This is a genomic window from Pseudomonas sp. JV241A (assembly GCF_900275665.1).
GTDB lineage: Bacteria > Pseudomonadota > Gammaproteobacteria > Pseudomonadales > Pseudomonadaceae > Aquipseudomonas > Aquipseudomonas wadenswilerensis.
The window spans coordinates 154,941-168,842 of the sequence record NZ_OPYO01000006.1 but is presented as its reverse complement, the minus strand read 5'-3'; the positions used below and the strand labels follow the sequence as shown (position 1 = coordinate 168,842).

Here is a 13,902-nt window from a genome sequence, read left to right as displayed (position 1 = left end):
GGCACCTCGATGATAAGGGTCGTGATTAACTGGGCGGATCCACGGGCCCTCGGGTAAAATGGCCGCCATTTTTACAGAATCAGACAAAGGGTCAGATTATGCCGCTCAATAACGAGCAGAAGAAACAGTACAAATCCATTGGCCACGACCTGAAACCAGTTCTGATTGTGGCAGGCAACGGGCTGACTGAAGGGGTTATCGCCGAACTCGAACGCGCTCTGGCCGATCACGAACTGATCAAAGTCGAGATTCGCTCCGAAGACCGCGAAGAGCGTGCTGCCGCAATTGCCGCGCTGTGCAAGGCCGGCCGCGCCGAACTGGTACAGACCATCGGCAAGAAAGCGCTGATCTATCGCCGCAATCCGCAGCCGAACAAACAGCTGTCGAACATCCACCGTTACAAGTGATGTTCGCCCCGGTCAGTGGCGCGCCTTGCGCGCCCTGCCCGGCACGGGTTGCATGACCAGCAGCAAGCCGGTCAGGCCCAGCACCAGGTAGCAGAACAGCTGCCAGCGCAACTCCTCCGGCATGCCCATGCGCAAGGCGAAATACACCACGCACGCCAGCATCGCCATCGACAGCAACTGCCCCCGCATGTCCCGCCACAGACTGGCCAGGCCCTGAGCCTGAATCAGCACCAGTGCCTGCACGCCTGCGCAAAACGCCGCAAACGCCACCAGCAACGATGCCATCAGGCTGCCAATATCCTCGATCAGCAGCGGCGCCAGGCCAATCTGGCCCAACGCCGGCAACAGACCGAAATGCAGCATCCACAGGCCACCAACCCAGAACACCTGGGTCAGTTGCCAGATCACCGTCGCCGCGGCAAAGCCGCGGCGACGGTCAAATGTGGGCGACTTCGACAATCTCGTACTCGACCAGGCCGCTCGGGGTTTTCACCGCCACAACGTCGCCTTCCTCCTTGCCGATCAGAGCACGGGCGATGGGCGAACCCACCGACAGTTTGCCGGATTTGATGTCGGCTTCATCCTCACCGACGATCTTGTACTTCAAGCTTTCGTCCGTCTCGACGTTGGCGATTTCGACGGTAGTGCCGAAGATCACCTTGCCGGTGTGCGCAATAGTGGTGACATCAATGACCACCGCGTTCTGCAGACGCCCTTCGATATCACGGATTCGCGCTTCGACCATACCCTGCTCTTCACGGGCAGCGTGGTATTCGGCGTTTTCCTTGAGGTCACCGAGTTCGCGGGCCTCGCCAATGGCCTGGCTCAGGCGCGGACGCTCGGTCTTGCTGAGGAATTCGTGCTCATCTTCCAGGGCGCGATGGCCCTGGACAGTCATCGGGTATTTGATCATGCCTTGAGTCCTGCATGGAGATCCTGCAAGCGGCGCACGGTCTTTTCCGGACCGAACTTCAGCGCTTCACAGATAGCTTCACCGGCCGCAATGGTGGTGGTGCAGTAGATCTTGTGCTGCAACGCATTGCGGCGAATCGAGTAGGAGTCGGCGATCGACTGACGGCCTTCGGTGGTGTTGATGATCAGCGACACTTCGTCGTTCTTGATCATGTCGACCACGTGCGGACGACCTTCGGTCACCTTGTTCACGCGACGCACTTTCAGGCCAGCCGCTTCGATGACCTTGGCGGTACCGACGGTGGCAACCACTTCGAAGCCCAGGGCAATCAGGTCGCGAGCAACGCCAGCCACTTGTGGCTTGTCGTCGTCACGCACGCTGATGAACGCAGTACCGCCGGTCGGCAATACTTCGCTGGCGCCCATCTGGGCCTTGGCGAAGGCTTCACCGAAGCTGTCGCCGACACCCATGACTTCACCGGTGGATTTCATCTCTGGGCCGAGGATCGGGTCAACACCCGGGAACTTGGCGAATGGGAACACCGCCTCCTTGACGCTGTAGAAGTTAGGAATGATTTCCTTGGTGAAACCGATTTCCTTGAGGGTCTTGCCGGCCATGACCCGCGCGGCAATCATCGCCAGCGAAGTGCCGATGCACTTGGAGACGAACGGCACGGTACGCGAGGCGCGCGGGTTGACTTCGATCACGTAGATCTTGTCGCCCTGCAGGGCCAGCTGCACGTTCATCAGGCCGACAACGCCCAGTTCCAGGGCCATTTTCTTGACCTGTTCACGGACTTCGTCCTGCACATGGGCGGGCAGCGAGTACGGAGGCAGCGAGCACGCCGAGTCTCCGGAGTGAACACCGGCCTGCTCGATGTGCTGCATGATCGCGCCGATCACCACGTCGGTGCCGTCGCAGACCGCATCCACGTCCATCTCGATGGCGCAGTTGAGGAAGTGATCGAGCAGCACCGGGCTGTCGTTGGACACTTGTACCGCTTCACGCAGGTAGCGCTTGAGCTCGTCCAGTTCGTAGACGATTTCCATCGCGCGGCCGCCCAGTACGTAGGACGGGCGAACCACCAGCGGGTAACCGATCACGCCGGCAGCACGAATCGCTTCGTCTTCGCTGCGCACGGTGGCGTTTGGCGGCTGCAGCAGATTCAGGCGCTGAACCATCTGCTGGAAACGCTCGCGGTCTTCGGCGCGGTCGATGGAGTCCGGGCTGGTACCGATGATCGGTACGCCGGCTTCTTCCAGGGCTCGCGCGAGTTTCAGCGGGGTCTGGCCGCCATAATGGACGATCACGCCCTTCGGCTTCTCGACGCGAACCACTTCCAGTACGTCTTCCAGAGTCAGCGGCTCGAAGTACAGGCGGTCGGAGGTGTCGTAGTCGGTGGAGACGGTTTCCGGGTTGCAGTTGACCATGATGGTCTCGTAACCGTCTTCACGCAGGGCCAGTGCCGCGTGTACGCAGCAGTAGTCGAACTCGATGCCCTGGCCGATACGGTTAGGACCGCCACCCAGGATCATGATCTTGTCGCGGGTCGACGGATTGGCCTCGCACTCTTCCTCGTAGGTCGAGTACAGGTAGGCGGTATCGGTGGCGAACTCGGCGGCGCAGGTGTCGACGCGCTTGTAGACCGGGAACACTTCGAGCTTGTGACGGTGACGACGCAGGTTCTTGTCGGTGATACCCAGCAGCTTGGCCAGACGCTGATCGGAGAAGCCCTTGCGCTTGAGGCGCAGCATCAGGTCCTTGTCGATCGCCGACAGGGCCAGGGTCTTGACCTTCTCTTCTTCCTTGATCAGGTCTTCCATCTGCACCAGGAACCAGTGGTCGATACCGGTCAGGGCGAAGATTTCATCGCAGGTCATGCCCGAACGCATGGCGTCGGCGACGTACCAGATGCGCTCGGCGCCCGGCACGGTCAGCTCGCGCTTGAGGATGCTGGCAGCGTCCGGGCTGGCCAGGTCGACTTTCGGGTCCAGGCCGCACACGCCAACTTCCAGACCGCGCAGGGCTTTCTGCAGCGACTCCTGGAAGGTCCGGCCGATGGCCATGACTTCACCCACGGATTTCATCTGGGTGGTCAGGCGGGCGTCGGCTTTCGGGAATTTCTCGAAGGCGAAACGCGGCAGCTTGGTGACGACGTAGTCGATCGACGGTTCGAAGGACGCCGGGGTACGGCCGCCAGTGATGTCGTTCTGCAGTTCGTCGAGGGTGTAACCGACCGCCAGCTTGGCGGCGATCTTGGCGATCGGGAAGCCGGTGGCTTTCGACGCCAGGGCCGAGGAACGCGAAACCCGTGGGTTCATTTCGATCACGACCATGCGGCCGGTGTCCGGGCAGATACCGAACTGCACGTTGGAACCGCCGGTCTCGACACCGATTTCACGCAGCACCGCCAGCGAGGCGTTGCGCATGATCTGGTATTCCTTGTCGGTCAGGGTCTGTGCCGGCGCCACGGTGATCGAGTCGCCGGTGTGCACGCCCATCGGGTCGAAGTTTTCGATCGAGCAGACAATGATGCAGTTGTCCTTTTTGTCGCGGACCACTTCCATCTCGTACTCTTTCCAGCCGATCAGCGATTCGTCGATCAGCAGTTCCTTGGTCGGCGACAGGTCCAGACCACGGGCACAGATCTCTTCGAATTCTTCACGGTTGTAGGCAATGCCACCACCGGTGCCGCCCATGGTGAAGGACGGACGGATGATGCACGGGAAGCCGAGCTTCTCGAGGACCGCATTGGCCTCTTCCATGCTGTGGGCGATACCGGAGCGCGGGCACTCAAGGCCAATGGCCTTCATGGCGGTGTCGAAGCGCGAACGGTCTTCAGCCTTGTCGATGGTGTCGGCGTTGGCGCCGATCATTTCCACGCCGAACTTTTCCAGGACGCCTTCGCGCTCCAGGTCCAGGGCGCAGTTCAGGGCAGTCTGGCCACCCATGGTCGGCAGCAGTGCGTCGGGGCGCTCTTTTTCGATGATCTTGGCAACGGTCTGCCACTTGATCGGCTCGATGTAGGTCGCATCAGCCATGGCCGGGTCGGTCATGATAGTGGCCGGGTTGGAGTTCACCAGGATGACGCGGTAGCCCTCTTCGCGCAGGGCTTTGCACGCCTGGGCGCCGGAGTAGTCGAATTCGCAGGCCTGGCCGATCACGATCGGGCCAGCGCCGAGAATCAGGATGCTTTTAATGTCTGTACGTTTTGGCATGGGTTGTCACTCAATTCCGCAGGTCAGTCGGCAAGCCGCATTGAACAATCTTGGGGGCGGCACCTGAACGCGGCTTGCACCGGTCCAGGGCCTTCTCGCCAGATGCTCAGCGGCGCTTGGCCATGGCATCGATGAAACGGTCGAACAGTGGCGCGACGTCGGTCGGGCCCGGGCTGGCTTCAGGGTGGCCCTGGAAGCTGAACGCGCTCTTGTCGGTGCGCTCGATGCCTTGCAGGGTGCCGTCGAACAGCGACTTGTGGATGGCGCGCACGTTGCCCGGTAGGGTTGCTTCGTCAACCGCAAAGCCGTGGTTCTGGCTGGTGATCATCACCACACCGGTGTCCAGGTCCTGGACCGGGTGGTTGGCACCGTGGTGACCATGACCCATTTTCACGGTCTTGGCACCGGAGGCCAGGGCCAGCAGCTGGTGACCCAGGCAAATGCCGAACACCGGGATCTCGGTTTCGAGGATGTCCTTGATCGCCTGGATCGCGTAGTCGCAAGGCTCCGGATCGCCAGGGCCGTTGGACAGGAACACGCCATCGGGGTTGAGCGCGAGGACTTCGCTGGCCGGGGTTTGCGCCGGCACTACAGTCAGACGGCAGCCGCGGGCGACCAGCATGCGCAGGATGTTCAGCTTGACGCCAAAATCGTAGGCAACCACGTGGTACGGCAGCTCGGACGCTTCAATGGTGGCGTGGCTGTCGGTCTTCAGCTCCCAGACGCTGGAGCGCCATTCGTAGCTGTTCTTGGTGCTGACGACTTTCGCCAGGTCCATGCCCTTCAGGCCCGGGAAGCCGCGAGCGGCGGCGATTGCGGCCTCTTCGCTGATGTTGTCGCCGGCGAGGATGCAGCCGTTCTGCGCGCCCTTCTCACGCAGGATGCGGGTCAGGCGACGGGTGTCGATACCAGCGATCGCCACCACGTTGTGGGCCTTGAGGTAATCAGGCAGGGATTGCTTGTTGCGCCAGTTGCTCGCGATCAGAGGCAGGTCGCGAATCACCAGACCGGCCGACCAGACGCGGTCGGATTCGGCGTCTTCCGGCGTGGTGCCGGTGTTGCCGATGTGCGGGTAAGTCAGGGTAACGATTTGCTGCGCATAGGAAGGGTCAGTCAGGATTTCCTGATAGCCGGTCATTGCGGTGTTAAACACCACCTCACCAACGGTCTGACCGTCGGCTCCAATGGCTTCACCGCGAAAAATGCTGCCATCAGCAAGGGCGAGTATGGCTGGCTTAGTCAAGAAGACCTCCCGTAAATCTAGCCTGAAGGGGCGATCGCAGGTTGCAAAAAAGCGGAATGACGTATAGACACGTCACCCCGCTTTCTTCGTCGAATTATCTGCGCGCTTTTAGTGGACACACTAAAGCTGTAGCTTACAGAAAAACGCTTTTTTGGTCTACCACTGAAGTGCCTGAAAGGCGCAGGAATGCGACAGGGCGTCGCGGGAATGGAAAAGCATCGCTGGCAAGCCAGCTCCCACAGGAGATACTGAGACTCAGGAATTGCAGCCATGGCGCAATTCCTGTGGGAGCTGGCCTTGCCAGCGATGGGCCGCGCAGCGGCCCCTGAACAGCGTTCAACGCAGGTCGAGCACGTCCTGCATGTCGTACAGGCCAGGCTCGCGCCCGTCCAGCCACAGGGCCGCACGTACCGCACCCTTGGCGAAGGTCATGCGGCTGGAGGCCTTGTGGGTGATCTCCAGGCGCTCACCTTCGGCAGCAAACAGCACGGTGTGATCACCGACCACATCGCCGGCACGCACGGTGGCGAAGCCGATGGTCTTGCGATCACGCGCACCGGTCTGGCCTTCACGGCCATACACCGCCACTTCCTGCAGGTCGCGGCCCAGCGCATTGGCAACCACTTCACCCATGCGCAGCGCAGTACCCGACGGCGCATCGACCTTGTGCCGGTGGTGAGCCTCGATGATCTCGATATCGACATCATCACCCAGCACCCGCGCAGCCATGTCCAGCAGCTTCAGGCTGAGGTTGACGCCAACACTGAAGTTGGCGGCGAAGACGATCGCAATGTCCTTGCCCGCTTCGGCCAGCAGTTGCTTTTCTTCGGCCGTGAAACCGGTGGTGCCGATGATCATCGCCTTGCCTGCCTTGCGGCAGAACGCCAGGTTCTTCAGGGTCACCGAGGGATGAGTGAAGTCGATCAGCACGTCGAACTCGTCGGCGACCTTGGCCAGGTCGTCGGACAGCAGCACGCCGATCCGGCCCAGCGCCGCCAGCTCACCTGCATCAGCGCCGACCAGCGAGCTGTCGGGGCGATCGATCGCCGCGGTCAGCCCGGCACCCGGGGCTTGCTGCACTGCTTCGATCAGGGTCTTGCCCATGCGCCCTGCCGCGCCCATTACCGCTATACGTCGCATGCCCTATTCCTTCTTAGAGATCACCGAAGAAGCGCTTCACGCCTTCGAACCAGCCATTGGCTTTCGGCGAATGGGAACTGTCGCCTTCCAGCGAATCACGCAGCTCTTCGAGCAGCTCGCGCTGACGACGGCTGAGGTTGACCGGGGTTTCCACCGCGACCCGGCACATCAGGTCACCGGCACCACCACCGCGAACCGGCGCCACACCCTTGCCGCGCAGACGGAACTGCTTGCCGGTCTGGGTACCTTCCGGGATCTTCAGCTTGACCCGACCATCGAGGGTCGGCACTTCCAGCTCGCCACCCAGGGCAGCGTCGGTGTAGCTGATCGGCACTTCGCAGTACAGATGCTTGCCGTCGCGCTGGAAAATCGAGTGTTCACGCACGTTGATCACAACGTACAGGTCGCCAGTCGGGCCACCTTGCGAACCGGCCTCGCCCTCACCGGACAGACGAATACGGTCGCCGGTGTCGACACCTGCCGGAACCTTGACCGACAGGGTCTTGTACTCTTCGGTGCGGCCTTCGCCATGGCACGAATCGCACGGGTCGGTGATGATCTTGCCCTGGCCGTGGCAACGTGGGCAGGTCTGCTGGACCGAGAAGAAGCCCTGCTGCATGCGCACCTGGCCGATACCGCCACAGGTCGGGCAGGTCGAAGGCGACGAGCCTTTCTTGGCCCCGGAGCCGTCACACGGCTTGCAATTGACCAGCGTCGGCACACGGATATTGACCGTGGTACCGCGGACGGCTTCTTCCAGGTTCAGCTCAAGGGTATAACGCAGGTCGCTGCCACGCTGGGCACCACCACGCGAACCACCACGGCCACCGCCGAAGAAATCGCTGAACACATCACCGAAGATATCCGAGAAGTTCGCGCCGCCGAAACCGGCGCCGCCACCACCCATGCTCGGATCCACGCCGGCATGACCATACTGGTCATAAGCCGCACGCTTGCTGGCATCGGAGAGCACTTCGTAAGCCTCGTTGGCTTCCTTGAATTTCTCTTCCGAGTCCTTGTCATCAGGATTACGGTCCGGGTGATGCTTCATCGCCAGGCGGCGATAGGCCTTCTTCAGGTCCGCTTCACTGGAGCCGCGCTCAACTCCCAGAACTTCGTAATAGTCACGCTTTGCCATAAGTCTTTGCACTCTTGAGGACGTTCGGCAAACCTCTGCGCATTCCGCGCTGTGCCGCCAGCACCCACCTCACCTACCCCACGGGCGGCTGACAGATGCTGTAAAAATTCGGGTATTGCAGACACGCCAACGCGGGAGCAAGCCCCCGCGCGGCGACATCCTACCAGCCAACCATCAAAAAACAGTCAACTGGCCGACAACCTGTAGCAATTACTTGTTCTCTTTGACTTCTTCGAACTCGGCATCGACGACGTCGTCGTGCTTGGCTTCCGACTCAGCTTGCTGAGCGCCGCCCTGAGGCTGTTCAGCCGACTGCTCGGCGTACATCTTCTGGGCAACCGGAGCCGAGACTTTCGACAGCTCTTCGACCTTGGCGTCGATGGCAGCCTTGTCGTCGCCCTTGATGGCGGCTTCCAGGGCAACCACGGCAGCTTCGATCGCGGTTTTCTCGTCGGCAGTGACCTTGTCACCAGCGTCTGCGACCATCTTGCGAGTCGAGTGAACCAGTGCATCACCCTGGTTACGGGCAGCGGCCAGCTCTTCGAACTTGCGGTCTTCTTCCGAGTTCGCTTCGGCGTCGCGGATCATCTGCTGAATTTCTTCATCAGACAGGCCGGAGTTGGCCTTGATCACGATCGACTGGGTCTTGCCGGTGGCCTTGTCTTTGGCGCCGACATGCAGGATGCCGTTGGCGTCGATATCGAAGGTCACTTCGATCTGTGGCACGCCACGTGGTGCTGGTGGAATGTCAGCCAGGTCGAACTTGCCCAGGGACTTGTTCTGTGCAGCCTGCTTACGCTCACCTTGCAGCACGTGAATGGTCACGGCGCCCTGATTGTCATCGGCAGTCGAGAACACTTGCGACTTCTTGGTCGGGATAGTGGTGTTCTTCTCGATCAGCGCGGTCATCACGCCACCCATGGTTTCGATACCCAGGGTCAGCGGGCTGACGTCCAGCAGCAGTACGTCTTTCACGTCACCGGCCAATACCGCGCCCTGGATGGCGGCACCCATGGCAACCGCTTCGTCCGGGTTGACGTCTTTACGTGCTTCTTTGCCGAAGAAGTCGGTAACAGCTTTCTGCACCAGCGGCATACGGGTCTGACCGCCGACCAGGATCACGTCGTCGATCTTGCTGACGTCGATACCGGCGTCTTTCATGGCGATGCGGCATGGCTCGATGGTGCGCTGAACCAGGTCTTCTACCAGCGATTCCAGCTTGGCGCGGGAGATCTTCACGTTCAGGTGCTTAGGACCGGTAGCGTCTGCAGTGATGTACGGCAGGTTGACGTCGGTCTGCTGGCTCGAGGACAGCTCGATCTTGGCCTTTTCAGCAGCTTCTTTCAGGCGCTGCATGGCCAGCGGGTCACCTTTGAGGTTCATGCCGCTTTCTTTCTTGAACTCGTCGACGAGGTAGTCGATCAGGCGGATGTCGAAGTCTTCACCACCGAGGAAAGTGTCACCGTTGGTGGCCAGAACTTCGAACTGGTGCTCGCCGTCGACTTCGGCGATTTCGATGACCGAAACGTCGAAGGTACCGCCACCCAGGTCATAAACGATCACGGTGTGATCGCCCTTGGCCTTGTCCATGCCGTAGGCCAGAGCCGCCGCGGTTGGTTCGTTGATGATCCGCTTGACGTCCAGACCGGCGATACGGCCGGCGTCCTTGGTGGCCTGACGCTGGCTGTCGTTGAAGTAGGCCGGAACGGTGATCACCGCTTCGGTCACTGGCTCGCCGAGGTAGTCTTCGGCGGTCTTCTTCATCTTTTTCAGGATTTCAGCCGAGATTTGTGGCGGCGCCATTTTCTGGCCGTTCACTTCAACCCAGGCGTCATTGTTGTCAGCCTTGACGATCTTGTACGGAACCATCTGGATGTCTTTCTGCACCACTTCTTCATCGAAGCGACGGCCGATCAGACGCTTTACCGCGTACAGGGTGTTGTGCGGGTTGGTGACCGCCTGACGCTTGGCCGACTGGCCAACCAGGATTTCGCCATCGTTGGCGTAGGCAATGATCGACGGCGTGGTACGAGCGCCTTCGGCGTTCTCGATAACCTTGACGTTGCCGTTTTCCAGAATGGAGACGCAGGAGTTGGTGGTCCCCAGGTCGATACCAATGATTTTACCCATGTTAACTCTCCCGAAACTTGAATTTGGTTGCCGCAGCAGTGGTGGCTAACTGCGGTAATACTTGAATGCTTGACACCTAGATGGGGGCGCTGAAAACGATTTCAAGCCTGCTCGTCAATCGACGGCGAAACCGTTGCCGGGGCCTTGCTGACCACGACCATGGCCGGGCGCAGCAGGCGGCCGTTGAGCTGATAGCCCTTCTGGAACACCTTGAGCACGCTGTTGGGCTCGACCTCGGCGCTTTCCTGCATGGCCATCGCCTGATGGTGCTCGGCATTGAACGGTTCGCCGTGCGGGTCGATGGCCTCGAGGTTGTAGCGCTTGAGGGTGTCGTGGAACATTTTCAGGGTCAGCTCGATGCCTTCGCGCATCGGGCGGATGCTCTCGTCGTCCGGGCTGGACAGTTCCAGGCCGCGCTCGAGGCTGTCGATGACCGGCAGCAGGTCAGCGGCGAATTTTTCCAGGGCGAACTTGTGCGCCTTTTCTACGTCCTGCTCGGCGCGGCGGCGCACGTTCTGCAGGTCGGCGGCGGTGCGCAGGGATTGATCCTGGGCCGCCGCCAGCTGCTCTTCGAGCACCTGCACGCGGGCGCTCAGCTCTTGGTCGCCAGCCGCTTCGGCGTTCAGATTCTGTTCATCCAGCTGTTCGTCAGCCATAAAATCTCTCCTCTCGAATTAGGTCTGCGAGCATTACTCGCGCGTCTGCCGGCTATATGGGGTCGCAAAACCCAGGTTCAAGGGCCTGCAAGGCAGCTCGCTCAGATTCGTTCATAACCCATGGCGATCAGAACCGCGCCCTGATAACCAAATTGAACTAAACATCAGCATTGTCAGCGGATTTGAAAACACTGTATAAATAACCAGACCTAACGCCTGGGAGCCGCCCCAATGCTGGTGCACCTGTCCGTACACAACTATGCCATCGTCGAACACCTGGACCTTGAGCTCGCCCGCGGGATGAGCGTCATCACCGGTGAAACCGGGGCCGGCAAATCGATCATGCTCGACGCCCTGGGCCTGACCCTGGGCGATCGCGCCGACAGTGGCGTGGTGCGCCCAGGGGCCGACAAGGCCGACATCCTCGCCACCTTCGACCTGGTGGATATCCCCGAGGCGCGCACCTGGCTGGCCGAGCGCGACCTCGACAGCGACGGGCCGTGCATCCTGCGCCGGGTGATCACCGCCGAAGGCCGCAGCCGTGGCTATATCAACGGCACGCCCTGCCCGCTCGGCGACCTCAAGGCCCTGGGCGAGCTGCTTATCGACATCCACAGCCAGCACGAACACCAGTCACTGCTGAAAACCGACACCCACCGCCGCCTGCTCGACGAATACGCTGGCGCCACCGACCTCGCCCGCCAGGTACAGCTCGCCGCCCAGCGCTGGCGCCAGACCCGCCAGGAACTGGAGCGGCTGTCCAATTCCGGCGATGAGCAGCGCGCGCAGCACCAGTTGCTCAGCTACCAGCTCGAAGAACTGGACAACCTTGGCCTGGGCGAGAACGAACTGGAGCTCCTGGAACAGGAACACAAGAACCTGACCAATGCCGAAGCGCTGTTCGGCATCTGCCGCCAGGTCATCGACCACTGCAGCGAAAACGATTCGGGCAACGTACTCAACGCCCTGACTGCCAGCCTCAACCGCCTGACCGCCGTGCACAACGCGCCCAAGGCCCTGGGCGAGGCGGCCACCATGATCGCCAGTGCGCAGATCCAGGTAGAAGAAGCCGTTGGCGAGCTGAACCGCTTCCTCGACAACTTTGATGCCGACCCGGCGCGCCTGCAACAGCTCGAAGAGCGCCTCGACACCATCTATACCCTCGCCCGCAAGCACCGGGTGCACCCTACCGAGCTGGCCGGCCTGCAGCAGCGCTTGATGGAAGAGCTGGAAAACCTCAACGCCAACGACGAATCGATCGAGCGCCTGGCTGAAGAGCTGGCCGCCTATGCCCGCCACTACCAGGACAAGGCCGGTGAACTGAGCGCCCTGCGCCAGCAAGCCGCCAGCCAGCTGGCCAGCGCCGTGGAGCAGGAAATCCAGCGCCTGGGCATGCCTGGCGGGCGCTTCAGTATCGAGTTGCGGCCCAACAGCAGCGACGAACTGCAGCCCCAGGGCCTGGAACAGGTCGAGCTGCTGGTCAGCGCCAACCCCGGGCAGCCGCTCAAGGCCCTGGCCAAGGTTGCCTCCGGTGGCGAGCTGTCGCGGATCAGCCTGGCGATCCAGGTGATCACCGCGCAGACCTCGCGCATCCCGACCCTGGTATTCGACGAAGTCGACGTGGGTATCGGCGGGCCAACGGCAGAGATCGTCGGTCAACTGCTGCGTCGCCTGGGCGAACGCGGCCAGGTGCTGACCGTCACCCACCTGCCGCAGGTGGCCGCCCAGGGCCATCACCACCTGTTCGTGCACAAAGTGCGCAACAGCGATGCCACCCATACTGCCGTGGCCAATCTGGGCAAGCGCGAGCGTGTTGAAGAGGTTGCGCGCATGCTCGGCGGCATCGACCTGACCAAGGAATCCCTGGCACACGCACGCAAGATGGTGGTCACCAGCAAGGCCTGAAACGCGCAGCTATAAAAAACAATCAGGCAGAAAGCACGAAGGCGACCCCAGGGTCGCCTTCAGTACTTATGCAGCAATGTAATAATTGCTTACTTTTTCTTGCGTACGTACAGAACCAGGTTGTGGTCAACCAGTTCGAAACCGTGCTCTTCCACGATTTGCTTCTGACGCTTCTCGATTTCACTGTCGAAGAACTCGATGACTTCGCCGGAATCGACGTTGACCATGTGGTCGTGGTGACCACCGTCAGCCAGCTCGAACACAGCGTGGCCGCCATCGAAATTGTGGCGCACGACCAGGCCAGCGGCTTCGAACTGGGTCAGAACACGGTAAACCGTGGCCAGACCGACGTCCTCGCCTGCCTCCATCAGCGCCTTGTAGACATCTTCAGCACTCATGTGACGCTGCTCGGTAGAGTCGAGCATCTGTAGAATTTTTACTCGAGGCAGTGTCACCTTGAGACCGGCTTTGCGCAGTTCGCTATTTTCAACCATGGTCAGCTTTCTCGCCGATGCTGCTTCGCAGCTTCTCTGAATACGGGTATGATCGGGGTTTACGTTGTCCAGCCAAGATAGTGGAAGTCGCCCACCGATGCAAAACACCAAGCTCTTGCTAACCAGCCTCACCTTCGTGGGACTGCTCGCACTCGCCGGTTGCTCGTTCCCCGGGGTTTACAAAATCGACATCCAGCAGGGCAATGTCGTCACGCAAGACATGATAGACCAATTGCGCCCCGGAATGACCCGTCGGCAAGTACGGTTTATCATGGGCAACCCGCTGATCCAGGATACTTTCCACACCAATCGCTGGGACTACCTGTATAGCCTGCAGCCCGGTGGCGGTGAGCGCCAACAGGAGCGCATGAGCATCTTCTTCAACGAGAACGATCAGCTCGCCAGCCTGTCCGGCGACTTCATGCCAGGTGTCAGCCGCGACCAGGAAATCCTCGGTGGCAGCAGCGACACCACTGTCAGCCCGGCCGGCACCACCGAACCCGCTGCGCAGGAGAAACCTGCCAAGCCAGGCTCGCTGGAAGACACCATCCAGAAAGACGTGGATACCATCGAGGTCATCCCGGTGCCGGTGCCAGAAGCACTGGACACCTCGCCGCAGTAAACCTGCAGCGCACACAAAAAAGCCCGGACCAGTCCG

General features: G+C 61.0%; 12 protein-coding genes. 3 read left to right on the top strand and 9 right to left on the bottom strand.

Features of this window, described 5'->3' with window-relative positions:
* Positions 1 to 98: 98 nt before the first annotated feature.
* Positions 99 to 407 carry a ribosome assembly RNA-binding protein YhbY gene (yhbY, locus tag JV241A_RS03095; RefSeq protein WP_038606752.1) on the top strand — a complete coding sequence of 103 codons (309 nt, stop codon included), beginning with the start codon at positions 99 to 101 and terminating at the stop codon, positions 405 to 407.
* 12 nt (positions 408 to 419) lie between these two features.
* On the opposite strand, the gene JV241A_RS03090 is transcribed toward yhbY, so the two are convergent.
* The 8 genes from JV241A_RS03090 to grpE form a co-directional block, all read right to left on the bottom strand.
* Positions 420 to 815: an MFS transporter gene (locus tag JV241A_RS03090; protein WP_115085271.1), complete on the bottom strand. Its 396-nt coding sequence runs from the start codon at positions 813 to 815 to the stop codon at positions 420 to 422.
* A 28-nt stretch (positions 816 to 843) separates the two neighbouring features.
* The gene (gene greA, locus JV241A_RS03085; protein ID WP_115085229.1) at positions 844 to 1,320 is read right to left on the bottom strand and encodes a transcription elongation factor GreA; all 477 of its coding nucleotides are present in this window, start codon (positions 1,318 to 1,320) and stop codon (positions 844 to 846) included.
* Positions 1,317 to 4,538: a carbamoyl-phosphate synthase large subunit gene (gene carB, locus JV241A_RS03080; protein WP_115085228.1), complete on the bottom strand. Its 3,222-nt coding sequence runs from the start codon at positions 4,536 to 4,538 to the stop codon at positions 1,317 to 1,319. The genes greA and carB overlap by 4 nt, the downstream gene beginning before the upstream one ends.
* A gap of 106 nt (positions 4,539 to 4,644) precedes the next feature.
* A complete protein-coding gene (gene carA / locus JV241A_RS03075) occupies positions 4,645 to 5,781 on the bottom strand; it encodes a glutamine-hydrolyzing carbamoyl-phosphate synthase small subunit (protein ID WP_115085227.1) in 1,137 nt (378 codons plus the stop codon).
* A gap of 336 nt (positions 5,782 to 6,117) precedes the next feature.
* Entirely contained in the window at positions 6,118 to 6,921 is an 804-nt protein-coding gene (dapB, locus tag JV241A_RS03070; RefSeq protein WP_115085226.1) for a 4-hydroxy-tetrahydrodipicolinate reductase, read from the bottom strand.
* Between the two features lie 13 nt (positions 6,922 to 6,934).
* Positions 6,935 to 8,059, bottom strand: a complete 1,125-nt coding sequence (gene dnaJ / locus JV241A_RS03065; RefSeq protein WP_115085225.1) for a molecular chaperone DnaJ — start codon at positions 8,057 to 8,059, stop codon at positions 6,935 to 6,937.
* 210 nt (positions 8,060 to 8,269) lie between these two features.
* Positions 8,270 to 10,189: a molecular chaperone DnaK gene (dnaK, locus tag JV241A_RS03060; protein WP_134061340.1), complete on the bottom strand. Its 1,920-nt coding sequence runs from the start codon at positions 10,187 to 10,189 to the stop codon at positions 8,270 to 8,272.
* A gap of 101 nt (positions 10,190 to 10,290) precedes the next feature.
* The gene (gene grpE / locus JV241A_RS03055) at positions 10,291 to 10,845 is read right to left on the bottom strand and encodes a nucleotide exchange factor GrpE (protein ID WP_115085223.1); all 555 of its coding nucleotides are present in this window, start codon (positions 10,843 to 10,845) and stop codon (positions 10,291 to 10,293) included.
* Positions 10,846 to 11,076: 231 nt separating this feature from the next.
* On the opposite strand from grpE, the gene recN reads away from it, so the two are divergent.
* On the top strand, positions 11,077 to 12,750 hold the full coding sequence (gene recN / locus JV241A_RS03050) for a DNA repair protein RecN (RefSeq protein WP_115085222.1): 1,674 nt from the start codon (positions 11,077 to 11,079) through the stop codon (positions 12,748 to 12,750).
* 89 nt (positions 12,751 to 12,839) lie between these two features.
* Here the strand turns inward: recN and fur are convergent, their stop codons facing one another.
* The gene (gene fur / locus JV241A_RS03045; protein WP_045199750.1) at positions 12,840 to 13,244 is read right to left on the bottom strand and encodes a ferric iron uptake transcriptional regulator; all 405 of its coding nucleotides are present in this window, start codon (positions 13,242 to 13,244) and stop codon (positions 12,840 to 12,842) included.
* A gap of 97 nt (positions 13,245 to 13,341) precedes the next feature.
* Between fur and JV241A_RS03040 the strand changes: the two genes are divergently transcribed.
* Positions 13,342 to 13,866: an outer membrane protein assembly factor BamE gene (locus JV241A_RS03040; RefSeq protein ID WP_115085221.1), complete on the top strand. Its 525-nt coding sequence runs from the start codon at positions 13,342 to 13,344 to the stop codon at positions 13,864 to 13,866.
* Positions 13,867 to 13,902 lie beyond the last annotated feature (36 nt).